This window comes from Aeromonas sp. QDB18 (assembly GCF_027705325.1).
Classification (GTDB): Bacteria; Pseudomonadota; Gammaproteobacteria; order Enterobacterales; family Aeromonadaceae; genus Aeromonas; species Aeromonas caviae.
The window spans coordinates 58,629-85,334 of the sequence record NZ_JAPDBQ010000003.1 but is presented as its reverse complement, the minus strand read 5'-3'; the positions used below and the strand labels follow the sequence as shown (position 1 = coordinate 85,334).

General features: G+C 62.7%; 18 protein-coding genes and 3 pseudogenes. 13 read left to right on the top strand and 8 right to left on the bottom strand.

The window, feature by feature from the left end; all coding sequences use genetic code 11:
- Window positions 1-1,273 (bottom strand): annotated as a pseudogene (locus tag OKC30_RS01310) (IS3-like element ISAs20 family transposase); the annotation flags it as partial.
- A gap of 74 nt (window positions 1,274-1,347) precedes the next feature.
- Window positions 1,348-2,549, bottom strand: a pseudogene (locus tag OKC30_RS01305) (IS3-like element ISAs20 family transposase); the annotation flags it as partial.
- Window positions 2,550-2,653: 104 nt separating this feature from the next.
- Between OKC30_RS01305 and OKC30_RS01300 the strand changes: the two are divergent.
- Window positions 2,654-3,286 (top strand): hypothetical protein, encoded by a 633-nt coding sequence (locus OKC30_RS01300; RefSeq protein ID WP_270670422.1) that lies wholly within the window; start codon window positions 2,654-2,656, stop codon window positions 3,284-3,286.
- Between the two features lie 159 nt (window positions 3,287-3,445).
- On the opposite strand, the pseudogene hypD reads toward OKC30_RS01300, so the two are convergent.
- From hypD to hypF, 3 genes and pseudogenes are all read right to left on the bottom strand, one after another.
- Window positions 3,446-4,568, bottom strand: a pseudogene (gene hypD, locus OKC30_RS01295) (hydrogenase formation protein HypD).
- Window positions 4,562-4,813 carry a HypC/HybG/HupF family hydrogenase formation chaperone gene (locus OKC30_RS01290; protein ID WP_160838896.1) on the bottom strand — a complete coding sequence of 84 codons (252 nt, stop codon included), beginning with the start codon at window positions 4,811-4,813 and terminating at the stop codon, window positions 4,562-4,564. Before OKC30_RS01290 ends, hypD begins: the two are co-directional and overlap by 7 nt.
- A 5-nt stretch (window positions 4,814-4,818) precedes the next feature.
- Window positions 4,819-7,230, bottom strand: coding sequence for a carbamoyltransferase HypF (gene hypF / locus OKC30_RS01285; RefSeq protein ID WP_160838894.1), 2,412 nt, complete (start codon window positions 7,228-7,230; stop codon window positions 4,819-4,821).
- Window positions 7,231-7,977: 747 nt separating this feature from the next.
- Between hypF and recR the strand changes: the two genes are divergently transcribed.
- From recR to OKC30_RS01240, 9 genes are all read left to right on the top strand, one after another.
- Window positions 7,978-8,580 carry a recombination mediator RecR gene (gene recR / locus OKC30_RS01280; RefSeq protein WP_010674419.1) on the top strand — a complete coding sequence of 201 codons (603 nt, stop codon included), beginning with the start codon at window positions 7,978-7,980 and terminating at the stop codon, window positions 8,578-8,580.
- A gap of 372 nt (window positions 8,581-8,952) precedes the next feature.
- Window positions 8,953-10,866 carry a molecular chaperone HtpG gene (gene htpG / locus OKC30_RS01275; RefSeq protein WP_111896505.1) on the top strand — a complete coding sequence of 638 codons (1,914 nt, stop codon included), beginning with the start codon at window positions 8,953-8,955 and terminating at the stop codon, window positions 10,864-10,866.
- Window positions 10,867-11,105: 239 nt separating this feature from the next.
- Window positions 11,106-11,750 (top strand): adenylate kinase, encoded by a 645-nt coding sequence (gene adk, locus OKC30_RS01270; RefSeq protein WP_010674422.1) that lies wholly within the window; start codon window positions 11,106-11,108, stop codon window positions 11,748-11,750.
- Between the two features lie 119 nt (window positions 11,751-11,869).
- Entirely contained in the window at window positions 11,870-12,844 is a 975-nt protein-coding gene (gene hemH, locus OKC30_RS01265; RefSeq protein ID WP_042017278.1) for a ferrochelatase, read from the top strand.
- Between the two features lie 64 nt (window positions 12,845-12,908).
- The gene (locus OKC30_RS01260) at window positions 12,909-13,301 is read left to right on the top strand and encodes an MAPEG family protein (protein ID WP_010674424.1); all 393 of its coding nucleotides are present in this window, start codon (window positions 12,909-12,911) and stop codon (window positions 13,299-13,301) included.
- 175 nt (window positions 13,302-13,476) lie between these two features.
- A complete protein-coding gene (locus OKC30_RS01255) occupies window positions 13,477-14,781 on the top strand; it encodes an inosine/guanosine kinase (protein ID WP_010674425.1) in 1,305 nt (434 codons plus the stop codon).
- A gap of 161 nt (window positions 14,782-14,942) precedes the next feature.
- A complete protein-coding gene (locus OKC30_RS01250) occupies window positions 14,943-16,571 on the top strand; it encodes a methyl-accepting chemotaxis protein (protein ID WP_234888696.1) in 1,629 nt (542 codons plus the stop codon).
- Window positions 16,572-16,694: 123 nt separating this feature from the next.
- On the top strand, window positions 16,695-17,057 hold the full coding sequence (locus OKC30_RS01245) for a DUF2750 domain-containing protein (RefSeq protein ID WP_010674427.1): 363 nt from the start codon (window positions 16,695-16,697) through the stop codon (window positions 17,055-17,057).
- Between the two features lie 147 nt (window positions 17,058-17,204).
- The gene (locus OKC30_RS01240) at window positions 17,205-17,699 is read left to right on the top strand and encodes a hypothetical protein (RefSeq protein ID WP_160839318.1); all 495 of its coding nucleotides are present in this window, start codon (window positions 17,205-17,207) and stop codon (window positions 17,697-17,699) included.
- Here OKC30_RS01240 and OKC30_RS01235 read toward each other — a convergent pair.
- On the bottom strand, window positions 17,662-19,299 hold the full coding sequence (locus tag OKC30_RS01235) for an EAL domain-containing protein (RefSeq protein WP_270661882.1): 1,638 nt from the start codon (window positions 19,297-19,299) through the stop codon (window positions 17,662-17,664). The genes OKC30_RS01240 and OKC30_RS01235 overlap by 38 nt on opposite strands.
- Window positions 19,300-19,487: 188 nt before the next feature.
- On the opposite strand from OKC30_RS01235, the gene glgC reads away from it, so the two are divergent.
- Window positions 19,488-20,762 (top strand): glucose-1-phosphate adenylyltransferase, encoded by a 1,275-nt coding sequence (gene glgC, locus OKC30_RS01230; protein WP_270667895.1) that lies wholly within the window; start codon window positions 19,488-19,490, stop codon window positions 20,760-20,762.
- Window positions 20,763-20,820: 58 nt separating this feature from the next.
- Here the strand turns inward: glgC and OKC30_RS01225 are convergent, their stop codons facing one another.
- Window positions 20,821-22,821: a hypothetical protein gene (locus tag OKC30_RS01225; RefSeq protein WP_160836948.1), complete on the bottom strand. Its 2,001-nt coding sequence runs from the start codon at window positions 22,819-22,821 to the stop codon at window positions 20,821-20,823.
- Between the two features lie 146 nt (window positions 22,822-22,967).
- Window positions 22,968-23,519 carry a lipoprotein gene (locus tag OKC30_RS01220; RefSeq protein WP_039038906.1) on the bottom strand — a complete coding sequence of 184 codons (552 nt, stop codon included), beginning with the start codon at window positions 23,517-23,519 and terminating at the stop codon, window positions 22,968-22,970.
- A 320-nt stretch (window positions 23,520-23,839) separates the two neighbouring features.
- Between OKC30_RS01220 and OKC30_RS01215 the strand changes: the two genes are divergently transcribed.
- Both OKC30_RS01215 and OKC30_RS01210 read left to right on the top strand, forming a co-directional pair.
- Window positions 23,840-25,027 carry an isochorismate synthase gene (locus OKC30_RS01215; RefSeq protein WP_160836946.1) on the top strand — a complete coding sequence of 396 codons (1,188 nt, stop codon included), beginning with the start codon at window positions 23,840-23,842 and terminating at the stop codon, window positions 25,025-25,027.
- Window positions 25,024-26,685, top strand: a complete 1,662-nt coding sequence (locus tag OKC30_RS01210) for a (2,3-dihydroxybenzoyl)adenylate synthase (protein ID WP_160836944.1) — start codon at window positions 25,024-25,026, stop codon at window positions 26,683-26,685. The genes OKC30_RS01215 and OKC30_RS01210 overlap by 4 nt, the downstream gene beginning before the upstream one ends.
- The last annotated feature ends 21 nt before the right edge of the window (window positions 26,686-26,706 follow it).

The window sequence follows — 26,706 nt, the reverse complement described above, 5'->3', positions numbered from 1 at the left end:
GATGGCCACTGCGGACAGTACTTCAGCGTCCTGAACAATGACTCCGAGTACGGATTATCGTTGCTGACCCGAGGCCGTCCCCGCGAGGGCGTGACACCCAGGTCATGCATCTTGGTCAGCAGCGTGACTGACTTCATTGGCGCGCCGTTGTCCGAGTGCAAGACCAGCGGCTGCTTCCAGCACTGCTCGCGGATGATGCTCCGTTGCAGCAACGCCGCCGCCCGTTCACCGCACTCTTGCTCATGCACTTCCCAGCCCACCCCTTTGCGGCTGTAGATGTCCTCTATCAGATAGAGGTAGTAATACTGGCCGCGCACGAGTGACGGCAAGTAGGTGATATCCCAGGACCACACTTGATTGGGCCCAGTCGCGGTATGGCTGGTTGGTACCGGCACATGACGCGGTGGCTGGCTCCGGCCACGCCTGTGCTGCTGGTCAGCCGCCCGCAAGATGCGATAGAAGCTCGACTCACTGGCCAAGTAGCGCCCCTGGTCGGCCAGCCGTGGCACAATTTGACTCGGCGGCAACGAGGCGAACTCCTGGCTATTGCAGACGTCCAGCACGGCCTGCCGCTCCTCTGGGCTCAATGCATGAGCAGGTATGGAACGAACCGCATCCGGTCGCCTATCGGCACTCAGCTCAGGCCCGGCCAACCAGCGCTGGAGCGTGCGCAGACTCAGCCCCAACACCTCGGCCGCAGGATGCTTGCGGGCGCCAGCTTCAAGCGCTTCGCGCCACCATGCAACGTATTGCTGCCGCTCTGGCAACGAGGTCAGTTGTCCTCGTCGACGTTGCTCCAGTAGGCATCGAGCTTTTTTTGCAATATCAGCAGAGCTGCCGCCTCGGCCAGGGCCTTGTCTTTGCGCCGCAGCTCTTGCTCCAGTTGCCGGATACGCTTCTTGTCCGCTTTGGCCTGTGCCTTCTCCGCCTGTTGTAAGGTACGAGCGGATTGCTGGCCCAGAATACAGGCTTGGCGCCATTGCTGGACTTGCTCGGGATAGAGACCCTTACGGCGGCAGTACTCACTGAGTTCAATCTCGGAAAGCGCAGCGGTTTCCAGCACGACGGCGAACTTGGCCTCGGCGGGCCATTCATCGGTCAGTTTGTTGTCCCCGGGCACAGGAGACCCTCCGTCTTTGGCGTGTTTGCGCCAATTATACAGAGTGACCTCGCTGATGTTTTCCTGCCGAGCCAACTCGGCCACCGACATATTGATGGGCGGCAGCAGCTTCTTGAGCAAAGCAGCCTTGCGCTCACTTGAATAACGAGCCATTCGACACTCTTTATCCGCCCCCGGTCTTCACATTTAGATTATTCAGATTAGGCGACAACTATTCTGACACCGGGGGGCCGTCCCCGCGAGGGCGTGACACCCAGGTCATGCATCTTGGTCAGCAGCGTGACTGACTTCATTGGCGCGCCGTTGTCCGAGTGCAAGACCAGCGGCTGCTTCCAGCACTGCTCGCGGATGATGCTCCGTTGCAGCAACGCCGCCGCCCGTTCACCGCACTCTTGCTCATGCACTTCCCAGCCCACCCCTTTGCGGCTGTAGATGTCCTCTATCAGATAGAGGTAGTAATACTGGCCGCGCACGAGTGACGGCAAGTAGGTGATATCCCAGGACCACACTTGATTGGGCCCAGTCGCGGTATGGCTGGTTGGTACCGGCACATGACGCGGTGGCTGGCTCCGGCCACGCCTGTGCTGCTGGTCAGCCGCCCGCAAGATGCGATAGAAGCTCGACTCACTGGCCAAGTAGCGCCCCTGGTCGGCCAGCCGTGGCACAATTTGACTCGGCGGCAACGAGGCGAACTCCTGGCTATTGCAGACGTCCAGCACGGCCTGCCGCTCCTCTGGGCTCAATGCATGAGCAGGTATGGAACGAACCGCATCCGGTCGCCTATCGGCACTCAGCTCAGGCCCGGCCAACCAGCGCTGGAGCGTGCGCAGACTCAGCCCCAACACCTCGGCCGCAGGATGCTTGCGGGCGCCAGCTTCAAGCGCTTCGCGCCACCATGCAACGTATTGCTGCCGCTCTGGCAACGAGGTCAGTTGTCCTCGTCGACGTTGCTCCAGTAGGCATCGAGCTTTTTTTGCAATATCAGCAGAGCTGCCGCCTCGGCCAGGGCCTTGTCTTTGCGCCGCAGCTCTTGCTCCAGTTGCCGGATACGCTTCTTGTCCGCTTTGGCCTGTGCCTTCTCCGCCTGTTGTAAGGTACGAGCGGATTGCTGGCCCAGAATACAGGCTTGGCGCCATTGCTGGACTTGCTCGGGATAGAGACCCTTACGGCGGCAGTACTCACTGAGTTCAATCTCGGAAAGCGCAGCGGTTTCCAGCACGACGGCGAACTTGGCCTCGGCGGGCCATTCATCGGTCAGTTTGTTGTCCCCGGGCACAGGAGACCCTCCGTCTTTGGCGTGTTTGCGCCAATTATACAGAGTGACCTCGCTGATGTTTTCCTGCCGAGCCAACTCGGCCACCGACATATTGATGGGCGGCAGCAGCTTCTTGAGCAAAGCAGCCTTGCGCTCACTTGAATAACGAGCCATTCGACACTCTTTATCCGCCCCCGGTCTTCACATTTAGATTATTCAGATTAGGCGACAACTATTCTGACACCGGGGGGATGTCCGCCTTTCTCGGGGTTCGCTTCTTGGCCAGCGAATACACTACCGGCAAGACCCACAAGGGGCGGATCGATTCCCTCGGGATCGATGAGAATGGCTGCCCGGTGATCATCGAGTACAAACGTTACAGTAACGAAAATGTCATCAATCAGGGCCTTTTCTATCTGGATTGGTTGCTCGACCATCAGGCCGAGTACCGCTGGCTGGTGATGGAGATGCTGGGGAAAGAGGTGGCCGATAGCATCGAGTGGTCCGGCACCCGCCTGCTCTGCATAGCCGGTGACTTCACCCGCTATGACCTGCACGCCGTACAGCAGATCAACCGCAATGTCGAGCTGATCCGCTACAAGTTTTTTGGCGATGATCTGCTGATGCTGGAGTTGGTCAATGCGGTGACCAGCCAGATCAATAAACCCTCCACTCCGACTGAGCTTGGCTTGCCGCCATCGATACCTGTGAGTGAACCAGTCCAAGCCTCCAATGGCCATGTCCGTACCAATGCTGAACGTCTGGCAGCTGCCAGTCCTTCGCTGCGTACCCTTTATGAGTCAATGTGCGATTTTATTGAGGGGCTGGGTGATGAGGTGCAACGCAAGGAGCTCAAGGGAAAGTGCGAACAAGTATCCCACGAACAAAAAATGAAAATTTTAGTCATTTAATATCAATGGGTTACCATTAAATGCTCTCGTGCCATATGACTTATTCGCACCTTCCTTAACTGAATTTCTCTCATCGGGTCTGGTTCTCCACAAGATTGCAGAAACAGGCTGGTTCATCTCTCCTCATCACCCGACCACCGTGGCTAAGTTGGATTTCTCTCATCGTTCCTGGATCCCCATATATCGGTAGTAGGCATTGCAGGCTCCTTCGGAGCTGACCATGCAGCTGCCCATGGGCTGGGTCGGGGTGCAGCCCCGGCCAAAGACGTTGCACTGGTTCGGTTTGGCCAGGCCGCGCAGGATATCGGCGCACTGGCACGCCTTGTGGTCATCGATGGGAGTCTGATTGAGTTGAAAGTGACGCTCCGCATCGCGCCTGGCAAAGGCATCGCGCAGGCGCAGGGCCGAGGCGTTGATGTCCCCCAGACCTCGCCAGCGAAAGTGCTCGCGGGTCTCGAAAAAGCGCTCGACCAGCCGCTGGGCGGCTTTATTGCCGCTGGCGGTGACGGCGCGGCTGTACTGCACTTCCAGCGCGTAGCGACCCTCAACCTTCCCCCTGGCGCACCATCATCAAGAGCGCCTCCATCACATCCACCGGCTCGAAGCCGCTCACCACCACGGGTACCTGATAGCGATCGACGATGGGCAGGTAGATATCGGCACCTGTGATGACGCTGACGTGGGAGGGGCCGATAAAGGCGTTCACCTTGGCCACCTCGTCGGCCATCACCGCATGAATGGCGGAGGGCACCAGCACATGGTTGATATGAAACAGCAGGTTATCGATCCCTTGATCTTCAGCGGCAGCTAAAAGCGCGGCAGTCATTGGGGTAGAGGTTTCGAAGCCGATGGCGAAGAAGACCACGGTTTTTTCCGGGTTCTCTTTGGCGATGCGCAGGGCATCGAGGGGGTCATAGACCGGGCGGATATCGCTCCCCTTGGCGCGCTGCTGGGCCAACGTGCCTATGGAGCCCGGCACCCGGATCATGTCCCCCAGGGTGACCAGAATGACGCTCGGTTGACTCGCCAGCTCGATGGCCTGATCGATGCGCTCTTTGGGCATGATGCAGACCGGGCAGCCGGGGCCATGGACAAACTCGATGCTGGCCGGCAGCAGTTGGTGCAGGCCGTATTTCATGATGGTGTGGGTATGGCCACCGCACACCTCCATCACCCGCAGCGGCTCGGGCAGATCTTTGGCGAGCTCATTAATTTGGGCGGCGAGGGCGCGGATCACCCGGGGCTGACGAAAGCCCTGAAAGAGATCATTCAAGGTCAGCATGGCAAGATATCCTGTTTGGGCATCAGGGCCACCATCTGGCGGAAGCTCTCGAGGCTGGCCTGCGCCTCCGCTTCGTCAATCTTGCTCATCACAAAGCCGATATGGAGCAGCACATAGTCGCCCACCTGGAGGGGCTCCTCGAGCAGCATGCAGCTGACGCGCCGCTGCACCCCCAGGGTATCGACGGTGATGCAGTTATCTTCGGGGTGCAGCTGCACCACCTGAGAGGGGATGGATAGACACATGGATTTCAGGACTCCGACAAGGTGGCACAACCGGCTGTGGCAGGCTGGTACGTGGCAATATGGTGGATGGCAAACCAGAGCTGACCGGCGGCGATGCCACCGTCATTGAGCGGCAGGGTTTCGCTGGTCAATACCTGCTGGCCTGCGGCTTCGAGAGCGGGCACCAGCTGATCCATCAGCACCCGGTTTTGAAAGACGCCGCCCCCGAGCGCTACCGGATAGCCGGGGAAGCGCTCGGCCAGGGCGATGACCAGATTGCTGATGGCGCGGATAAAACCGGCGGCCAGGCTGGCGGTGGCGGTGCCTTTGCGCCGCTCGCTGACAAGGGTATGGATGAGCTCGGCCCACTCAATCTGCAGTGGCCCTTCCGCTGATTGGCTGAGATCAAAGGCGAGGGGGAAGTGCTGTTCATCGGGGGCCAGCTGCAAGGCGGCGGCCTCCAGCAGGAGTCCCGCTTCGCCCTCGTAATCGGGGGTGTCGATCACCCCCAAGAGCGCCGCCACCGCATCGAACAGCCGACCGATGGAGCTGGTGTAGGGGGCGTTGCGGCCAAGGCGCCAGAGCTGGTGCAGATTGTTGATCTGCCCAGCGGGCAGTTGCTTGATCGCCGGAATATCGAGGGCGCTGATCTGCTCAGGAGTGTGCGATTCGAACAGCAGCCCCAGCAACTGGCGCACCGGCTCGCGAATGGCCGCCTCGCCGCCGACAAGCTTGAAGGGGGCAAGGTGGGCAACCCGCTCAAATCCCTGAACGTCTGCAATCAGCAGCTCGCCGCCCCAGAGGGTGCCGTCATCGCCAAGGCCGGTGCCATCGAAGGCAACACCCAGCACCGGGCCCGTGATGTTGTGCTCGGCCATCACCCCCAGCAGGTGGGCGTGATGGTGCTGCACCTCGAGATGGGTTGCATTGTGATCGCGGCAATAGCCCTTGGCCCACTGGTGGCTGAGGTAGCCGGGGTGTCGATCCGAGACCAGCAGTTCTGGCTTGAGATCGTAAAGTTCGCGAAAGGTTGCCAGGGTCTGCTCGAAGTGCTCCTGCATCGGCAGGCTGTGCAGATCGTCGATATAGGGGCTGTAGATGCGCTGGCGGCCGAAGGCGAGCGCCAGCTGGTTCTTCTGCTGCGCCCCGACTGCCAAGAGCGGCGCCTTGACCGCCTCTTGCAGGCTGGGAGTGCAGGGGGCATAGCCTCGGGCGAGGCGCAACGTCTGGCGTCGCCCGCCCGCCCACTGCACCAGACTGTCGTCGCACGGGTGCAGGATGGGGCGGTTGTGATCCAGGATGCCGTCAATCTCGCCCCCGAGTTCCCTGACCACCGCCTCGCACTCGATAAGGATGGGGCTGCCGCGACCATTGGCGCTGGTGGCCACCAGCGGGATGGCGCAGGCGTCCAGCAGCAGCTGATGGAGCGGGGTATAGGGGAGCATGACCCCAAGGTAGGGGATGCCGGGGGCGATCCCCTCGGCCAGCGGCGCCGTTGTCAGTTGGGATTCTGACGGCCGATCATCGCTTTTTCGCTTGCGCAGCAAGGTGATGGGTCTGGCCTGAGAGGCGAGCAGCTGCCACTCGTCTTCGCAGCCGGTGACATGGAGCTTGGCCTTGGCAAGGAAGCCCATCATCACCGCCAGCGGCTTGCGCGCGCGCCGCTTGAGCATTCGCAATCTGGCAACACTCTGTTCATTGCGGGCATCGCATATCAGGTGATAACCCCCCATGCCCTTGACCGCAATAAGCTTGCCCGCTTGCAGGGCGCGGGCAGCTGTGTGCAGCGCATCCTCGCGCTCGGCCAGGGCATCGCCGTGGCCGCTGCGCCAGGTCAGATGCGGCCCGCACTCGGGGCAGCTCACCGGCTGGGCGTGGTAGCGTCTGTCCAGCGGATTTTCATAGGCTGCCGCGCAGCGCGGGCACATGGCAAAGCCGGCCATGGCGGTGTGGGGTCTGTCGTAGGGGAGGCGGCGGATAATGGTGTAGCGCGGGCCGCAGTGGGTGCAGTTGGTAAAGGGGTAGTGGTGGTGGCGATCCGCGGGGTTGGCCACGTCCCGGGCGCACGCCTCACACATTCCCTGATCCGGCGAGATGGCGACTGTGGCGGCGCTCTGCTGCTGGCTGGCTTTAATTCGAAACTGGCCATGAAATTGGCCATCGAAGTCGGGATCCTGATCTCGGGGCAGTTCCCGCTCGCTGAAATGATCGATACGGCTCAAGGGCGGCGCCAGTTCCCGCAGTTCTCGGGCAAAGCTGGCGAGCTGCTCAGGCGATCCTTCGGCGCCGATGGTGACGCCATTGGCATCGTTCAATACATAACCGGCAAGGCTGTGGCGCAGCGCCAGCCCATAGACGAAGGGGCGAAAACCGACCCCCTGCACGATACCGTCTATATGAAATTCCCGGCGCAGTCGAAGGCGTGTCGACGTGGTCATGGCGCCATCCAAAGAGGGGCCAGCGCCCCTCCCTGATAACCGGGGGGCAGGGAACCCTCCCTCATGACAGGGAGGCTGGGGAGGGCCGACAGGGGCGGCCATCCGGCGATCATCCTGGGGGATGTCATGCGATATCGAACTCCCATCTGCTGGCCTGCCGCCACGGCATGGGCCATCGGGTGCAACGAACGGGGGGCAACGGGCTGCGTCGCGATAGAAGGGGCGTAGCCTTGGCAGGAAGAGGAGGCCCTCGCCCTGTCACGGGGGCCAAGTTTACCGGGGCACTTGTCCCCAATACTTTGATCTCGCCCCTGTTTGAGTGCCAGATGCGGCGCTGCTTTGCGATCCTGTGAGCCTGCTCCGCCAGCGATCGGCGTGTGAGGGCAGGCGGCGCCACGCCCCCGGGGCGCTGAGCCGGCTCCTGAAGGGGGCAAATCGAGGATGGCGGGGCCAACACGCAGGTTTTATTGTTTGGTTTTATTTAACGATTATGGTCAATCGAGTAGAAAAATTGAACACATTGGAGGCTGTTTTACCCCTTGCGGGGGCTGGCGGGGGTCTGCCGGCCCTGAAAAACGGGGCCAGCCCGGTTTCCCGGTGCGTCTCGGCGGCGAGGCGCCTGCGGACGGGATCTGCCATTGGCGGCCCTGGGCTGGTATAGTCCTGCGCCAACAAAAGAGGTTGGAGAGACGGCTTGCCGATGTCCCTGGGGCGGCGCCTCTCTTCGCGGCATCAAAGGATATCCCCATGAAATTCAGTCCCCTGCTCGATGAGATGATGAAGGCGCTGCAGGTCTTGCCGGGCGTGGGCCCGAAATCGGCCCAGCGCATGGCGTTCACCCTGCTGGAGCGCGAGCGCAGCGGCGGTCTGCGTCTGGCCTCCCTGCTCAACCGGGCGCTCACCGAAATCGGTCATTGCAGCCACTGCCGCACCTTTACCGAGAACGATCGCTGCGAGATCTGCGCCAATCCCAAGCGCGAGGAGAACGGCTTGCTCTGCGTGGTGGAGAGCCCGGCGGACGTGGCCGCCATCGAGCAGACCGGCCAGTTCTCCGGCCGTTACTTCGTGCTGATGGGCCACCTGTCGCCCCTTGACGGTATCGGCCCTGAGGAGCTGGGGCTCGATATCCTGGAGCGCCGCCTGCAAGAGGAGCAGATCAAGGAGCTGATCCTCGCCACCAACCCCACCATCGAGGGGGATGCCACCGCCTGGTACATCGCCGACATGGCACGCACCGCCGGGGTGGAGGTGAGCCGCATCGCCCACGGCGTGCCGGTGGGCGGGGAGCTGGAGCTGGTGGATGGCACCACGCTCTCCCACTCCCTGATGGGGCGCCAGCGTCTGAGCTAAAGAGGCCACGAACCCCACCCCGGCCCTCCTCTTGGCAGGGGAGGGAGCAATGAACCCCACCCCAACCCTCCCCTTGGCAAGGGTGAAAGCAACGACCCCCACCGCACTCTTCCCCTTGGGAGGGGAGAGCAAGGCTGGCCCCGCTATTGGCTCCACGCTCGATCCCAATCTGACCCTCCTCGCCAGACAGGGGATGGCAGTGCACCTCCCCCTTGTGAAGGGGGAGGCCGGGAGGGGGTTGCCTGTGTGGGCCAAGCGAGGGGCCGGTGTGCAAATTTGCTCTCAAGTTTGCACGCAAGCCCCTTGATATTTGAAAGGCCAACCCCATCTAGCTTGGGAATCTGTTCAACCCGACGTTTTGAGGACTGGTCGATGACCCAAAGTGTTCACGCCGAAACCCACGGCTTTCAGACTGAAGTCAAACAACTGCTGAGCCTGATGGCTCACAGCCTCTACTCCAACAAAGAAGTATTCCTGCGCGAGCTGATTTCCAACGCCTCCGATGCGGCGGACAAGCTGCGCTTCAAGGCGCTTTCCGATGCCTCTTTGTTCGAAAACGACGGCCAGTTGCGCGTGCGCCTGGTGGTGGACAAAGAGAACAAGACCCTGACCATTTCGGACAACGGCATCGGCATGACCCGTGACCAGGTGATCGAGCACCTGGGCACCATAGCGAAATCCGGCACCGCCGAGTTCTTCAAGCACCTCTCCGGTGACCAGGGCAAGGATTCCCAGCTGATCGGCCAGTTCGGGGTGGGCTTCTACTCCGCCTTCATCGTGGCCGACAAGGTGACCGTGATCTCCCGCGCCGCCGGCACTGAGCCGAGCCAGGGCGTGCAGTGGGAATCCGAGGGGGAAGGCTCCTTCACCGTGGCTGACGTGACCAAAGCCGGTCGCGGCACCGACGTCATCCTGCACCTGCGCAGCGATGAAGAGGAGTTCCTGGACGACTGGCGCCTGCGCTCCGTGGTCAGCAAATATTCCGACCACATCAGCGTGCCGGTAGAGATGTTCAAGGAGGGCACTCCGGATCGGGAAGAAGACGGTGAAACCATCGTCGGTACCCCGGGGGAGTGGGAGCAGGTCAACCGCGCCACTGCGCTCTGGACCCGCAACCCGAAGGACATCAAGGACGAGGAGTATCAGGAGTTCTACAAGCACGTCGCCCACGACTTCGAAGATCCGCTGCTGTGGGGTCACAACCGGGTGGAAGGGGCGCAGGAGTACACCAGCCTGCTCTACATCCCGGCTCGCGCGCCGTTCGATCTCTACAACCGCGAACAGAAGCACGGTCTGAAGCTCTACGTGCAGCGCGTCTTCATCATGGACGACGCCGAGCAGTTCATGCCGACCTACCTGCGCTTCGTGAAAGGGGTGCTGGACTCCAACGATCTGCCGCTCAACGTCAGCCGTGAAATCCTGCAGGACAACAAGGTGACCGCCTCCCTGCGCAAGGCCTGCTCCAAGCGCGTGCTCACCATGCTCAACAAGCTGGCGAAAGAGGATGGCGAGAAGTACGCCAAGTTCTGGAGCGAGTTCGGCAATGTGCTCAAAGAGGGCCCGGCCGAGGATTACGCCAACCGGGAAGAGATCGCGAAGCTCTTGCGCTTTGCCAGCACCGCCGGCGAGGGCGAAGCCCAGACCGTCTCTCTCGAGGATTACGTTGGCCGCATGAAGGAAGGTCAGCAGAAGATTTACTACATCACCGCCGACTCTTATGCCGCTGCCAAGAACAGCCCGCACCTCGAGATCTTCCGCAAGAAGGGCGTCGAAGTGCTGCTGATGTGGGAGCGGGTGGACGAGTGGCTGATGAGCCACCTGACCGAGTTCGACGGCAAGCAGCTGGTCTCCGTCACCCGTGGCGAACTGGATCTCGGGGATCTGGAAGACGACGCCTCCAAGCAGGCGCAGGAAGAGGCCGAAAAAGCCAACGCCGGTCTGGTTGAGCGGGTCAAGAAGAGCCTCGGTGAAGCGGTGAAAGAGGTGCGCGTCACCCACCGTCTGACCGACTCGCCGTCCTGCATCGTCACCGACGCCCACGGCATGAGCACCCAGATGATCAAGCTGATGCGCGCCGCCGGTCAGCCGGTGCCGGAGCAGAAGTACATCCTGGAGCTCAACCCCGACCATGCCCTGGTGAAGAAGCTCGGCACCATCGAGGATGAGAGCCTGTTTGGCGAGTGGGTCTCCCTCCTGCACGAGCAGGCCCAGCTGGCGGAGCAGGGCGGCCTCAATGATCCGGCGAGCTTCGTCTCCCGTATCAATCGTCTGCTACTCCAGGCGTGATGTGATTGTGATTGGCCCACTGCATGACAGTGGGCTTTTTTTTTGGCCGTTCCCCTCTGGTGCGCTGCTGCATTTTCAATCATTTTTCGTGGTCGTCGTCTGCGTCTTTGGTCGCAGAGACTTGGCGGGAGTGTGGTGATAATCTGGCCACTCACACGGGGCGAGCTTGTTAATACGGGCGAAAACGTGTAGTTTTTTGCCTTCTCAAGAATTGAATAACCAATCAACTAGGAGCGTGTATGCGCATTGTTCTGTTGGGAGCTCCGGGCGCCGGCAAGGGTACCCAGGCTCAGTTCATCATGGAAAAACACGGTATTCCGCAGATCTCCACCGGCGACATGCTGCGTGCGGCGATCAAGGCGGGTACCGAGCTGGGCCTCAAGGCCAAAGCCGTGATGGACGCAGGTCAGCTCGTCTCCGACGACATCATCATCGGCCTGGTCAAAGAACGCATCGCGCAACCGGATTGCGCCAACGGCTTCCTGCTGGACGGCTTCCCCCGCACCATTCCCCAGGCGCAAGCCATGAAGGATGCCGGTGTGACCGTGGACTTCGTGCTGGAGTTCGACGTGCCGGACGAAGAGATCGTCAAGCGCATGAGCGGCCGCCGCGTGCACTCCGGCTCCGGCCGTACCTACCACGTGGTGTTCAACCCGCCGAAAGTGGAAGGCAAGGATGACGTGACCGGCGAGGATCTGGTGATCCGTGCCGACGACGAAGAGACCACAGTGCGCAAGCGTCTGGATGTCTACCATCAGCAGACCGCGCCGCTCATCGGTTTCTACGGCAAAGAAGCGGAAGCGGGTAACACCCGTTACGTCAAGATCGACGGCACCCAGCCGGTGGATCTGGTCAGCCAGCAACTGGCCGCCATTCTCGGTTAAGCCATTCAGGGCCGGCAGGACGCAGCCGTTCGCCGGCTGGCTACGAGAGTGAGAAAAGGGTCCATACCGGGCCCTTTCTTGCATTCCATTCCCACGACACAGAACGACAGGATGCTAACGTGACCACGAAAACCGGGATCTTGCTGGTCAATCTGGGTACCCCGGCCGCGCCGACCACGGCGGCGGTCAAGGCGTTTCTCAGCCAGTTTCTGCACGATCAGCGGGTCGTCGACCTGCCGCGCTACCTCTGGTGCCCCCTGCTTCATTTCATCATCCTGCCGACCCGCTCCCCCAAGGTGGCCAAGCTCTATCAGCAGGTGTGGACCGAGCAGGGCTCCCCCCTGATGGTCATCAGCCAGCAGCAGCGCGCGGCCCTGGAGCACGAGCTCAAGCGGGAAGGGGTCGAGGTGCCGGTGGCGCTCGCCATGACCTATGGCGCCCCGTCGCTGGCCGATGGCTGGCAGGCCCTCAAGGCCCAGGGGGTCAACCGGGTGATCCTGCTGCCGCTCTATCCCCAGTATTCGGTCAGCACCACCGCCTCGGTGTTCGACGCCTGGGCCAGGGCGATGAAAACCGAGCGCAATCTGCCGGTGGTGCGGCTCATCCGCGATTACCATGCCCACCCGGAGTACATCCAGGCGCTGGCCATGAGCGTGCGTCGCCACTGGGAGCAGCACGGCCAGGGGGAGCATCTGCTGATGTCCTTCCACGGCATTCCCGAGCGCTACGAGCGGGAAGGGGATCCCTATGGTCATCAGTGCAGGCGCACCGCCGCCCTGCTGGCGGAGGCGCTGGGGCTGGCCCCGGAGCAGTGGACCGCGAGCTTCCAGTCCCGCTTTGGCAAGGAGGAGTGGCTCAAGCCCTACACGGACCTGACCGTGGGCGAATTGCCCTCTCGCGGCGTCAAGCGGCTGGATGTCATCTGCCCGGCCTTTTCGGCGGATTGCCTCGAGACCCTGGAGGAGATCCAGGTGCAGAACCGGGAGATCTTCATGGCCGCCGGTGGCGAGCAGTTTGAATACATCCCGGCCCTCAACAGCGATCAGGCCCATATCCGCATGATGGTTTCCCTCATCTGTCGCGAGCTGGCATGATGGCCGTTCTCATCCGGTGCCCGACGTGGCGGACGTTCGGATTCAACGATAAAGGAGTGTCCTGATGATGCATATCACGCTGATTTACGCCGGCCTGCTCGGGCTCTTGTTCCTGCTGCTCTCCTTCTGGGTGGTCAAGCGCCGCGCCCAGTTCAGGGTGATGATAGGGGAGGGGGAAGCCCCCGAGATGCTGGCCGCGATCCGCGCCCACGGCAACTTTGCCGAGTACGTGCCCCTCACCCTGCTGCTGATGGCACTGTGCGAACTGGCGGGGGTCGGGGCGCTCTGGCTGCACCTGGGCGGTGTGCTGCTGCTGGTGGGGCGCATCCTGCATGCCATCGGCATCCAGATCCCCAGGGCTCCCAACATGCCGCGCCTCTTCGGCACCCTCTTCTTCTGGCTGTCGCTGGGAATTTTCTCGGTGCTGGCCCTGGTGCAGGGGCTCTCGGCAAGCTGAATGTCATCCCGCAACACCACCCCGCCACGGGGTGGTTTTTTGTGGTAGCCAAGTCAAACGTTTTCCTCGCAAACCCTTGTCTATACTGACCTCAAAATTCAATCGTGCGACTTTTCGGCGTGGTGGATTGTGTTAAAATCCCGCCCCTCTTTTCCCCAGAGCACAGAAGATTGCCATGAAATTTCCCGGTCAGCGCAAGTCCAAACACTACTTCCCGGTCGACAGACGTGATCCCCTGATCCCGCAGAATTCCCAGCTCACCGAACTGGGCAAGGCCTATGTAGTGGGCATCGATCAGACTCTGGTGGATATCGAAGCCCATGTGGACGAAGACTTCCTGAACCGGTACGGCCTGAGCAAGGGCCACTCCATGCTCATCTCCGACGAGGTGGCGGAGCTGGTCTACGACGAGCTCAAGGCCAACAACATGGTGGTGAGCGAATTTGCCGGCGGCACCATCGGCAACACCATGCACAACTATTCCGTGCTGGCGGACTCCCACTCCATCCTGCTTGGCGTCATGAGCCAGGACATCCGCATCGGCAGCTATGCCTACCGCTATCTGTGCAACACCTCCTCCCGGGTCAACCTCGACTACCTGCAGCCGGTGGACGGCCCGGTCGGGCGCTGCTTCACCTTCATCACCGAAGGGGGAGAGCGCAGCTTTGGCATCAACGCCGGCAAGATGGATCACCTGGATGTGGACCACATCCCCGAGACCATCATCAAGGAGGCCTCGGCCCTGGTGATCACCGCCTACCTGGTGCGCGGCGCCGACGGCACCCCCATGAAGGAGGCCGCCATGGCCGCGGTGCGCTATGCCCGTGAGGCCGGGGTGCCCGTGGTGCTGACCCTGGGCACCCGCTTCGTCATCGACGAGAATCCCCAGTGGTGGCGCGATTTCATCAGCGAGAACGTGACCGTGCTCGCCATGAACGAGGACGAGGCGGAGGCCCTGACCGGGATAAAGGATCCCCTCGGCGCGGCCGACAAGGCGCTGGACTGGGCGGACATGGTGCTCTGCACCGCCGGCCCCATCGGCCTCTACATGGCGAGCTACACCGACGAGGACTACAAGCGCGAGACCACCCACACCCTGCTGCCCGGCGTCATCCCCGAATTCAACATGTACGAGTTCAGCCGCCCCATGGCCCGGGACAAGTGCCGCAAGCCTGCGCGTATCTACTCCCACATCTCCCCCTACATGGGCGGGCCGGAGAAGATCAAGAACACCAACGGGGCAGGGGACGGGGCGCTGTCCGCCGTGCTGCACGACATGGTGGCGAACGCCTACCACCGCATGAACGTGCCGAACTCCGCCAAGCATCTCTCGGAATTCCTGACCTACTCCTCTCTGGCCCAGGTGTGCAAGTACGCCAACCGGGTGAGCTACGAGGTGCTGGCCCAGAGCAGCCCGCGCCTCTCCCGCGGGTTGCCGGAGAAGGAAGACAGCCTGGAAGAGGTGTACTGGGAGCGGTGATACCTCTTCCTGTCGACCACGAGAAAGGGTGCCACTGGGCACCCTTTCTTGTTTTTGGGGCTGGATCATGTTTTGGCATCGCTTTTGCTGACATCGTGGACAGCCCGCGTCGCGGCGGCATACCTTGTGTTAACGACATGTAGCGGATGCGGGGCGAGGGTATGTTGAGACAATGGAGTATCGGGCGGCGCCTGTCGCTGGTGACCCTGATGGTGCTGGCGTTGCTGGGACTGCTGCTGTTCTTCTCCCTGCAGGTCTATCACCAGGGGTTGATGGGGGAGAAGAGCCGCCAGACCCGGGCCCAGGTCGAGACCGCCTACAGCCTGGTGGCGGGACTGGAGGCCAGAGTGCGCAAGGGGGAGCTGGACGAGGCGAGCGCCAAGGCCGAGGCGCTGGCGCTGCTCAGGGGGCTGCGCTATGGCGAGGAGGACTACTTCTGGATCAACGACAGCCACCCCACCATGGTGATGCACCCCATGAAGCCCGAGCTGGACGGCAAGGATCTCTCCGGGGTGGAGGACAAGCAGGGGCTCAGGCTGTTCGTCGCCTTCGCCGATCTGGCGAGGGCGCAGGGGGCGGGGGAGGTCGCCTACTACTGGCCCAAGCCCGGGGTGGACGAGCCGGTGCGCAAGATCTCCTACATCAAGCGCTTCGCCCCCTGGGACTGGATCATCGGCACCGGCGTCTATGTGGACGACGTCGAGGCCCAGTACCGGGAGGTGCTGCACACCCTGCTGGGGATCGGGCTGGTGCTGGCCCTCCTGCTGTTTGCCGTGGTCGGCCTCATTGTGCGCAGCATCGTCGTGCCCCTCTCCCGCTCGGTCTCGGCCCTTGGCAACATCGCCAGGGGGGAGGGGGATCTGCGGGTACGTCTGCCGGAGTCGGGGCGTGACGAGCTGAGCCAGCTCAGCATCAACTTCAACCTCTTCGCCAGCCAGATGGCGCAGCTGGTGGCCCGCAGCCAGCAGATAGCGGATCAGAACCGGGTGCATGCCCACCAGCTGGCCGAGGTGGTGGAGCGTACCGGCGCCATCGTCACCGGCCAGGAGCAGGATACCCTGCGGGTGGCCAGCGCCATGGAGCAGATGACGGTGAGCAGCCGCGAAGTGGGCCAGCACGCGGCCCAGGCCGCCGACGCGGCGGACTCGGCCCTCAATCTGGCCCAGCATGGCCGCGAGGTGGTGGTCCAGACCCGGGAGTCCATCAGCCAGTTGGCGGACGAGATGGTGGAGACGGTGCAGGCGGTGAGCCGCCTCGAGCAGGAGACTCAGCAGATTGGCTCCGTGCTCGACGTCATTCGCGGGGTGGCGGAGCAGACCAACCTACTGGCCCTCAACGCCGCCATTGAAGCGGCACGGGCCGGGGAGCAGGGGCGCGGCTTTGCGGTGGTCGCCGACGAGGTGCGTACCCTGGCGACCCGCACCCACAGCTCCACCGACGAGATCCGGCAGATGATCCAGCGGCTGCAGGAGGGGGCCGGCAAGGTGGTCAGCGGCATCAGCCAGTTGCAGCAGCTCTCCCGCGCGACGGCGGACAGGGCCGGCGATGCGGATGTCGCCATCAATGCCATCGATGGATCCGTCCACACCATTACTGCCATGAATGGGCAGATTGCCACGGCGGCGGCGGAGCAGAGCCGGGCGGCGGAGGAGATCAACCAGCGGCTGGTGGCCATCACCCAGCTGGCGGCGGATGCCCTGGCCCAGAACCGGCTGACCGAGCAGGCATCCGGGCAACTGGCGCTGGCCTGCGACGAGCTGGGGGCCCTGGTGGCGAAATATCGCATCTGACGGCCTTTCTCCCCGCTTTTTCGGGATAAGGCTTGAGTCTGGGGGGCTTTTGGGACACCATCTGCCCCATTCTCGGCCAGCCCTGGCCGACAGCCTGCCATTGCTTTGCAAGAGAGAGACCCCATGAGCAAACTAACTGACAATCTTGACGCCAATTTCCAGCTGTTCATCGAAGAAGTCCGCGAGTCGGGTCAGGTGTGGGGTCTGCGCTACGGTGAAGACTGGGTGGTGTGCCGCTCCGCCGAGTTCGAAGATGCGGACGTGATGCCGCTCTGGTCCGCCGAAGGGGATGCCCGCCTGCACTGCGTGGACGAGTGGGCGGATTACGAGCCGGAAGTGATCGAGCTCGAAGAGTTCCTGGACATCTGGATCAACGATCTGGACGAGGACGACGTGTTGGTCGGCCCGAACTGGAACGCCGATCTGGAAGGTCAGGAGCTCGAGCCCATCGAGCTGGCCAAGGCGCTGGTGGAACTGGACGCCTGAGTCTGCCGTCCTGCCGGATTGTGATGAACCGGCCCCCTTCGGGGGGCCGGTTTTTTTATGGCCGCCATGGGCCATGAAAAGGCGATTTGCCTTTGCACCCGTCCCGGGGATGGGTCATCATCAACCCTTTGCCGATCGGGAGGTGCCATGTTTGTCTTTGACGTGACCACGAAGGCGGGGGCGCAGGGGAGGATCCAGGTGCAGGCGCTGGACTGGAGCCAGAGCGGCCCGGTGAGCTTTCAGTGTGACAGCGACGAGCTGGCCCTGGTGCTGCTGAGCGGGTGCCGCTGCGATGCCGTGGGGTACTTCAATCTGCTGGGGGGCTGCAAGCCGCTCTACGTGGAGCAGTGGCTCACCTATTTGCAGGAGCGTGGCCAGCTGGAGAAGGTCACGGCCCGCCATGAGAGCCCGTCCCAACCCGATTACCTGACCCGGGCCGGGCTGGCGGACGACGAGCTCAATGCCCTGCTCGGCCAGATCTACAAGGTGGCCGGGTTCAACCGCCTGCAGATCAACCGCTACCTCAAGCATCGCCACAACCCGACCATGCTGGCGACCCGTTACGATCAGAAGGAGCTGGAGCGCTATCGCCAGCTCAACGACATCATTCTGACCCTGTTGAAGCTGAAACCGTCTCCGTGAAGATCCCCATCTGACCGATCTCCGGTCCCAGCTCCTGGGGCCGGGCGATGAGGTAGCCCTGCAAGCCGTCCACATACATGCTCTGCAGCATCTGCTTCTGGCCTATCTGTTCCACCCCTTCCGCGATCACCAGGCAGCCCATGCGATGGGAGACGTCGACGATCATCCGCACGAACTGCTGATTGGTCAGATCCTGCTCCAGCTCGGTGATGAGTCCGGGGTCCAGCTTGATGTAGTCGGGTTTGAGCTCGCGAAACAGGCTGAAGGAGCCGATCCCCTTGCCGAAGTTGCAGATGGCCGAGCGGCTGCCGTGGCGCCTGAGCAGCTCGAACAGCCGCCTGGACCCGGTCAGGTTGCGCTCCAGGTGCTCCTCGTCGAGCTCGAACACCAGGTTGGCCCCGATGTCGGGGTCTTTTTGCAACTGGTGATCCAGCCAGATGAGAAAGGCGCTGTTTTGCAGCAGGGAGCCCGGCAGGTTGAGACCCCATCGGCTGTTGTGGCCTCCGAAGGCGCGGTATTGGCGGATGACGTGGCGGATCACCATCTGGGTCAGGCGCAGTACCATGTCCAGCCGCTGCGCCATGGCGAGCAGGGTATCACTTGGCAGCACGGTGCCGTCGCTGCTGCAAAAGCGGGGATAGATCTCGTGATAGGCGAGCATGCCGCGATGCAGGGGCTGGATAGGCTGGCAGGTGAAGTTGACGCTCTCCTGCTCCAGCAGCTCGGTCAGCACCTGGGTCCAGTGACGCTGACCCTGCACTTCGACCACCTCGTCGTTCTGCTGGATGGCCCAGCCATTGACTACCTCTGTCTGGGCGCGGGCCAGCGCGAGATCCGCCCGGGCCAGAATGGCCTCTATCTTCTGCTCGCTGCTCAAGCGGGTCATGCCCGAGTAGGCGGCGCTCTCGAGCTCGTGATCGTGCTGATAGCGATCGAAGGCGAGCTTCAGATCCCGTCCCAGCAGATGGGGCGGGATCTGGGCCAGGGGGGGCAGCAGGACGGCAAAATCGGCCCCCGAGATGCGATAGACCCGGTGGCCCGGGAAGCGGCTGACGGTGTGGCTGATGAGGGCGGCGATGTCCCGGATGTAGGCATCCCCGGACTGGAAGCCGCGCTGGGCGTTGAGGGTCCCGAGCTCGGTGGCGCGGATGAGCACCAGGATGGCGGTCTGGGTGTTTTCCTGTTGCAGCAGCTCGGTCAGATCGCGCCGGAAGGCGTGGCGGTTGCCAAGGCCCGTCATCTCGTCCCGGGTCGCCTGATTGTGCAATTCGGTGATCTGGCGGTGGGCATCGATCTCGGCCTCATTGAAGGACGCAAGGAGCTGGCGCAGAGCCGTTTGTGCCTGTACGCTGTAGAGCATGGCGGGATCCCGCTGCTGCAGCGCCAGCAGCCAGCGTTGCTCCTGCCTCGCCTTTTCCCCACGGCGCACGCTGTGGGTGAGAAAGAGCAGCAGGGCGAATCCCGTCAGGGTGGTCATCAGGACCAGCAGCAGGGTGAGCGGTGAGGCGGGGGGGGCGAGCAGCACTCCCTGCAACAGCAGCATGGGAATGCAGACCAGTGCGCTGACCAGCAGCAGGTTTCCCTCATGTTTATTCAACATCGTTTCATCCTTGATGATGTTCATGATGTAGAAATTCTAACCAAGTCGCTGGCGCAAAACATGAGTACTCACGCAACTCCACGATAAAGCGCCGGCGGAATGCAACTAAATGTGAGTGAAAACACTTTCATGGTCTGTAAAAAAAACGAAGATGGGTTGAAAACAGCCCCAACAGAGCAGAGGTAGATATGTTGCTAGAACCCGTAGACACCGCCAAAGCACGGCAACTATTGAATCAGAGTATGGCCTTGGTGCTCGCAGGGGGACGGGGCAGCCGCCTGAAGCAGTTGACCGATAACCGCGCCAAGCCCGCCGTCCACTTTGGCGGCAAATTCCGTATCATCGACTTCGTGCTCTCCAACTGCATCAACTCCGGCATCCGCCGGGTGGGTGTGGTGACCCAGTACAAGTCCCACAGTCTGTTGCGCCACCTGCAATCGGGCTGGTCTTTCCTGCGCTACCAGATGAACGAGTTCATCGACTTGCTGCCCGCCCAGCAGCGGGTGGACGAGGTGCACTGGTATCGCGGCACCGCAGACGCCATCTACCAGAACGTCGACATCATCCGTGACTACGGTCCCAAGTACATCGTGGTGCTGGCGGGGGATCACATCTACAAGATGGACTACGCCGCCATGCTGCTCGATCACGTGCGCCTCGGCGCCAAGGTGACGGTGGCCTGTATCGAGGTACCGCGCTGTGAGGCATCGGCCTTCGGCGTCATGGACATCGACGAGCAACGCAAGATCCGCGCCTTCGTGGAGAAACCGGCCAATCCGCCCGCCATGCCGGGCTGCGAGGATCGCTCGCTGGCCTCCATGGGCATCTACATCTTCGAGGCGGAGTACCTCTACCAGTTGCTGGAAGAGGACATCCACAATCTGGAGTCCAAGCACGATTTCGGCATGGACGTGATCCCGCGCATCGTGGGCGAGGGCAAGGCCTTTGCCCACCCGTTCAACATGTCCTGTGTCGGGGCCAAGGAGAGGCAAAAACCCTACTGGCGCGACGTGGGGACCCTGGATTCGTTCTGGGAGGCGAACATGGACCTTGCCTCCGTGGTGCCCGAGCTCGACATCTATGACGAGAACTGGCCCATCTGGACCAGCCAGAACATGTCGCCACCGGCCAAGTTCGTGCAGGACAGAAACGGCCAGCACGGCATGACCATCAACTCCATGTTTGCGGGGGGCTCCATCGTGAGCGGCTCCTTCGTGCTCAACTCGGTGTTGTTCACCAACGTGCGGGTGCACTCCTTCTGTACCCTGGATCAGGCGGTGATCTTCCCCGGGGTCGAGATCGGGGCTGGTTGCCGCTTGCGCCGGGTGGTGGTGGACAAGGGGTGCAAGCTGCCAGACGGCCTGGTGGTGGGGGAGAACGCGGACGAGGATGCACGCCGCTTCTACCGCTCCGAGCAGGGCATCGTGCTGGTGACCAAGCCGATGCTGGCCAAGCTCGGCTAACCTCGTCGACACAGACAAAAAAAGGGAGCCCTGGGCTCCCTTTCTATTGGTGGTCGATTTATTTCTCGCTGACCAGGGCCTTGCCGGCCATCACCATGGCGGTGCCATGCTTGCCACCGGCGGCGGTCACTTGCGGGACGCCATCTTCGTCGGTGTCGCTGCCGGCACCCTCGATGACGTTCTCGCCGGAGTCGCCGATCCACTCAGCCATCTGCATGCCGCCGTTGACGGTGCCACGGAACCAGCTCACGTAGCGCTGGGTCAACTGGGCCAGCTCCAGTTCGGGTGCCTTCTCGGCCCCTTCGTTGCGTAGGTTCAGCATGGCAGAGCGCAGGGCGCCGGAGATGGCGGCCTGGGTCCAGGGGGTGTATTCACCTTGCTTGCCGGCGAGCCAGGTACCGGCCTTGGCCTTGAAGTAGGCCTTGTCGGCGGCGATGAAGAGCTCGCGCGCCGCGGTGCGGTACTTGGCATCCGAGGTGGCCAGGAAGGCGGCGGTCAGGCCGCGGATGGCGGCGAACTGCGCGTCGATGGACTGACCGGCGTCAAGCTTGCCGCCCAGGGTAAGACCGTCATGGACCAGGCCGTTCTTGCCCTTGAGGTTGGCGAGGATGAAATCGGCCTGCTTGCGGACCAGTGCGATCGCCTGCTCACCCTGCGGGGTCTTGAGGTTCAGCTCGCCATTGTCACCGGCGGCGTAACCCACCGGCAGCGCATCCTGGGCGCGCTGGAAGATCTGCAGGGCGACCAGGGCGTAGGCGGCGTCGAAGGTGGTGACGTGCCCGGCCTGTTTGCCAGCCTGCCAGCTGTCGACCAGGGTGCCAGCCTTGGGCTCGAAGTGCAGGGCCAGCAGGTTCTTGAAGGTGAGGTTGGAGAGGTTCTGGGCCAGGGAGAAGGCATCGCTGCCCGCCACCGCCTTGCCCAGATCGTTGGTCTGGTTGGCAGCCGGAGCGGCGGCGAACGGGGCACCGTCAAACACGGCGTGGAAGGCCGGGTTCTGGTTGGTGTTGGCCGTGCGCTGATCGCTGAAGGCGTAGAACTCGGAGAGGGGCCACAGCAGCATCCAGGCGTCGCGCAACTGGGCGGAGCCGTCCACGACCTCCAGCTTGCCGATGGCCCCGGCGTCGTTCTTGCTGGTCTCGGTTACCTTCACCTGATGAGGGAAGTAGACAACCCCCTTGGCCGGATCGTACTGCGGGGTGATCTTGGCGCCCAGGGTCTTGCCGTCAAAGCCGAGCTGACCTTGCAGGATGGCGAGTTTGTCGATGGACTGCTCGGTCAGCATCATGCCGTTGAAGCCGTCGGCGGCAGAAACCCCCAGCTTGTGCTTGCCGTCCTGATCCATGGTGGCGGACGCGGCTTCCACCTCTTCATCGGTCTCGGCCACGTGCATGCCCCCCAGGAAATCCTGGGACCACATCACTTCCTTGAGCAGGATGCCGCCCACGGCGGCCGGGACCAGCAGGTTGTCACTGCCGCTCCAGCGCAGGGTGGCGTAGTCGCGGAAGTAGGCGGGGACCTGGGTCTTGACGCTCTTCTCGTTGCCCTTGGCGGTCTTGATGGTGATCTGGTCACCGTTGACCGGGGTGGCGTTCACGGCCTGGGCGAACTCCGGGTTGGCGGAGGCGTAGGGCAGGGAGAGGGGATACATGCCCTGGGGAATTTCATCGGCGGGGAAGCCGACGGCCTCTGCCATGGCCAGCACCCGTTTGCCCAGGTCGGCCAGGGTGCCGCCACGGGCCTGGTTTTGCGGCCCGTTTACCAGATGGGGGCCCATGCCGGACTGGTAGTTGAGGGCGTACATTGCCTCTTCGGAGTATTCATAGGATTCGATGCCGGCGGCGAAGTCGAACGGGGTCGGCTCGTCGGCGCGGTTGGCGTCCAGCACATCCAGATCCAGACCGAGGGCCTCGGCCAGCGGCTCGCCGGAGAGCTCGAATTCGGTGTAGGCCAGCATGTTGGCGGCGGTGTTGAACGTCTTGTCCTCCACCTTGACGGCAGCCTGTGCGGCGCTGCTGAGGAGTGCGCAGGCGATCGCCTGCACCAGTACGGTTTTTCTCATGTCCTTCTCACCATATTGTTGATTTTATTATGACGCTTCTCATGAATCTAAATGAGAATGGTGTGCATTATGGGGCAAGGGGCGGGGCTTGAGAAGAAAAAAACCGCGCCCCGGTGGGGTGAAGAGGAGAGGCGCGGCGGCAGGTGTCACATCAGTTTGAAGGGGATGACCAGTCGGCCCGGCTCCACCTTGAGGGCTTCGACCTTCTCCTTGATCCGCGCCTCGTTCTGGCGGCTGCCATCGAGCCGGTAGACGGGGGTCTGGGAGAGGAACAGGGAGAGCGACTGGTTGAAGGTGGGCAGCAGCGGGGAGAGGGCGGTGCCCACGTCCGCCGGCTCGGTCTTGACGGAGAGCAGCTCGAGATCGCGCAGATAGATGGCGCCCTGCTCGGCCACATAGTCCGGGCGTGCCCGCAGGGAGAGGCGGATCTTCATCTGTTGGCTGCCCAGCGGGCTCGCCACCTGCAGCTCGCCGGCGGCATCCAGCTCGACCTTGTCGGCCTGGCTGCGGCCGATGCGGCTTTGCATGTCATCGAGTCGGATCTTGCTCGACATGATGCCGGGGATCCCCAGCTGTTTCTCGAAGGCGACTCGCTCCTTGAGGTACTGGTTGATCTCTCCTTCACTGACGCTGTATTGGGTCAGCGAGCAGGCCGCCAGCAGCAGGGCGAAGGGGAGCAGAAGCAGGTGTTTCAACATGGGAGGGTTCCATTTTCGGGGCTGTCACAAGAGGTGGCGCCATCTTAGAGGCAAAGCAGGTTGGCCGCCAGTGGGGCCGCCCTGACCGGTTTCTGTCGCATCCCCCATATGGGGATGGCAATCCGTTTTCATTCGAGTAGCTGTTTCCCTTAACCGCCAGCAGGCCCGCCCTGGCGTCATCCCCGACATATCCACAGACAAGTTCCCGTTTTGGCGATTCAAAATCCCATTGACCCCGCGATTTCAAAGCGAGTATTTTACCGCCGCACAAGGTCAAACTGATAATCATTATCATTTTGAATCTTCTTTGAGGGTATGACGTGAAGACTCGAGTAATGGAAAATGGCGCACCTGCCGAGGCGAAGATGTCGCCTGATTTCTTGTTTACCTCGGGTCAGGGCACGATCAGTGCCACTGACCTGGGGCAACCCATCACCACCCCCGCCTGTGAATGGCCCCTGCTGGAACAACAGATTGCCAGCGCCTTAGCCGCGGCCAGCGCCGCCGGCCAGAGCAATCCTCTGCTGATCGGTGCTTTTGCGTTCGACCCGGCGGAGGCCTCCTGCCTCTATGTGCCCGGCAACTATAAGTGGGGCGAGAAACTTGCCCCGACAGAGCCGTCATCGGTGACAGCGGCCGAGCAGGCCCCCGAGGCCAACCGGGTCATCTCGGTGCAGAGCACCCCGCCGGCCAGCGAATTCCAGGCCTCGGTCAGCGCAGCGCTGGATGCGTTTGCACAAGGTCGGCTCGCCAAGGTGGTGTTGTCGCGCAAACTCACCCTTACCCTGCACCAGCCTGCCGATCCTAAGCAGGTGATGGCCCGTTTGATGGCCCAGAATCCCCACGCCTTCCACTTCTCCCTGCCGCTCGGCCAGGGTCGCCGTCTGCTTGGCGCCAGCCCGGAGCTGCTGCTGCGGGTCAGCGGGGGAGAGGTGTTCACCCATCCGTTGGCGGGCTCCGCCAGACGGGCGAGCGAACCGGCGCAAGACGAAATGGTGGCCAGGGATCTGCTGGCTTCTCGCAAGGATCAGCATGAACACAAGTTGGTGATCGACGAGATCCGCCGGGTGCTGACCCCCCACTGCCGCGAGCTGGCGATCCCCGCTCATCCCTCGCTGATGAGCACGGATACCCTCTGGCATCTGGGCACTCCCATCGCTGGCCGGCTCAATGGCGGCGAGGCGTCGGTGCTCTCCTTGGCCTGCCAGCTGCATCCCACCCCGGCCCTGTGCGGCTATCCCACCGATCTGGCCCGCCAGTTCATCCGCGAGCAGGAGCCCTTCCGGCGAGCCCTGTTAAGCGGCATCGTTGGCTGGTGCGACAGCCAGGGCAACGGCGAGTGGGCCGTGGTGATCCGCTGCGGGGTGCTCGATGGCCATCAGGTCGAGCTGTTTGCCGGCGCCGGTATCGTCGCGGGCTCGGATCCCGCCATGGAGTGGGCCGAGACCGGCACCAAGCTTGGCACCATGCTCAAGGCACTGGGCCTGGATTTGGAGGTGGCGCAATGAGCCAATTCAACCGCTTCCTGCCCTATACCCGCTGGCCCGACGAATTGGCCCAGCGCTACCGCACCAAGGGCTATTGGCGCGGCGAGCCGCTGACCGCCATGCTGGCGCGTCAGTGCGAGCTGGCCCCCGACGCCGAGGCCATTCTCTGCGGCGAGCGCCGCTTCAGTTATCGTGAGCTGGACGCCGCCTCGAGCCGGCTGGCCGCAAATCTGGCCCGCCACGGCCTGGGGGTGGGGGACACCGCACTGGTGCAGCTCCCCAACGTGGCTGAGTTTTATCTGGTGTTCTTCGCCCTGCTCAAGGCTGGCATCGCGCCGGTCAATGCGCTCTTTAGCCACAACCGGCTGGAGCTTCTCTCTTATGCCGAGCAGATCACTCCGCGCCTCTTTATCGGCTCGCTGGCTCACCCGCTGTTTGCGAGCAAGGGTCGCGAGAGCGAGCTGCTGACAACCATCGACACTGAGCTGGTGCTGCTGGATGGCGACGCAGGGGCGCTGGGGCTGACCCACTGGTTGACGAAGGGGGATGAGAGTGAGCCAGTGAAATATGGCCCGACCCCAGCGGACGAGGTGGCCTTCTTCCAGCTCTCCGGCGGCAGCACAGGCACTCCCAAGCTCATTCCCCGTACCCATGACGACTATTACTACAGCGTGCGCCGCAGCAATGAGATCTGCGGCCTAGGCTCCCACACCCGTTATCTGTGCGCCCTGCCGGCGCCCCACAACTTCCCCCTGAGCTCCCCCGGGGCGCTCGGGGTGTTCGAGGCGGGCGGTACCGTGGTGCTGGCGCCGGATCCCAGCCCCATCAGCTGTTTCCCGCTGATCGCCCGCCACCGGGTCAACCTCACCTCGCTGGTGCCGCCGGCGGTCTCGCTCTGGTTGCAGGCCGCGGAAGCGGACCCCGCTGCGCGCACCCAGCTCGAGAGCCTCGACTTGCTGCAAGTGGGCGGCGCCAAGCTGGGGGAGGCGGTGGCCAGCAAGATTGGGCCGCTGCTCTGCTGCCGGCTGCAGCAGGTGTTCGGCATGGCGGAGGGGCTGGTCAACTACACCCGGCTGGACGACCCCGACGAGAAGGTCATTCACACCCAGGGCCGCCCCATGAGCCCGGACGACGAGGTGCGCATCCTCGATGAGGCGGGCAACCCGGTCGCCTCCGGCGAGCCTGGCGCCCTGCACACCCGCGGCCCCTATACCTTCCGCGGTTACTACCAGAGCCCGGCCCACAACGCCCGGGTGTTCGATAGCGATGGCTTCTACTGCTCCGGCGACCTGGTGGTACAGGATTCCGATGGCTACCTCACCGTGGTCGGGCGGCAGAAGGATCAGATCAACCGGGGCGGCGAGAAGATCGCGGCGGAAGAGGTGGAAAACCAGCTGCTGCACCACCCGGCCATCACCCATGCGGCCCTGGTCTCCATGCCCGACAGCGCCATGGGGGAGAAGAGCTGCGCCTTTATCGTCACCACAGAGCCGGGGCTCAAACCGCTGGCCTTGCGCAAGTTTCTGCGCGAGCGCGGAGTGGCGGATTTCAAGCTGCCCGACCGCTTCGAAACCCTGGACGCCCTGCCCATGACGGCGGTGGGCAAGATTGACAAGCAGGGGCTGCGGGCGCGCATTGCGCACCTCATCGCCGCCAACCAGTCCCTGACAACCGCATAAAACTAAAAAGGAATCATGACG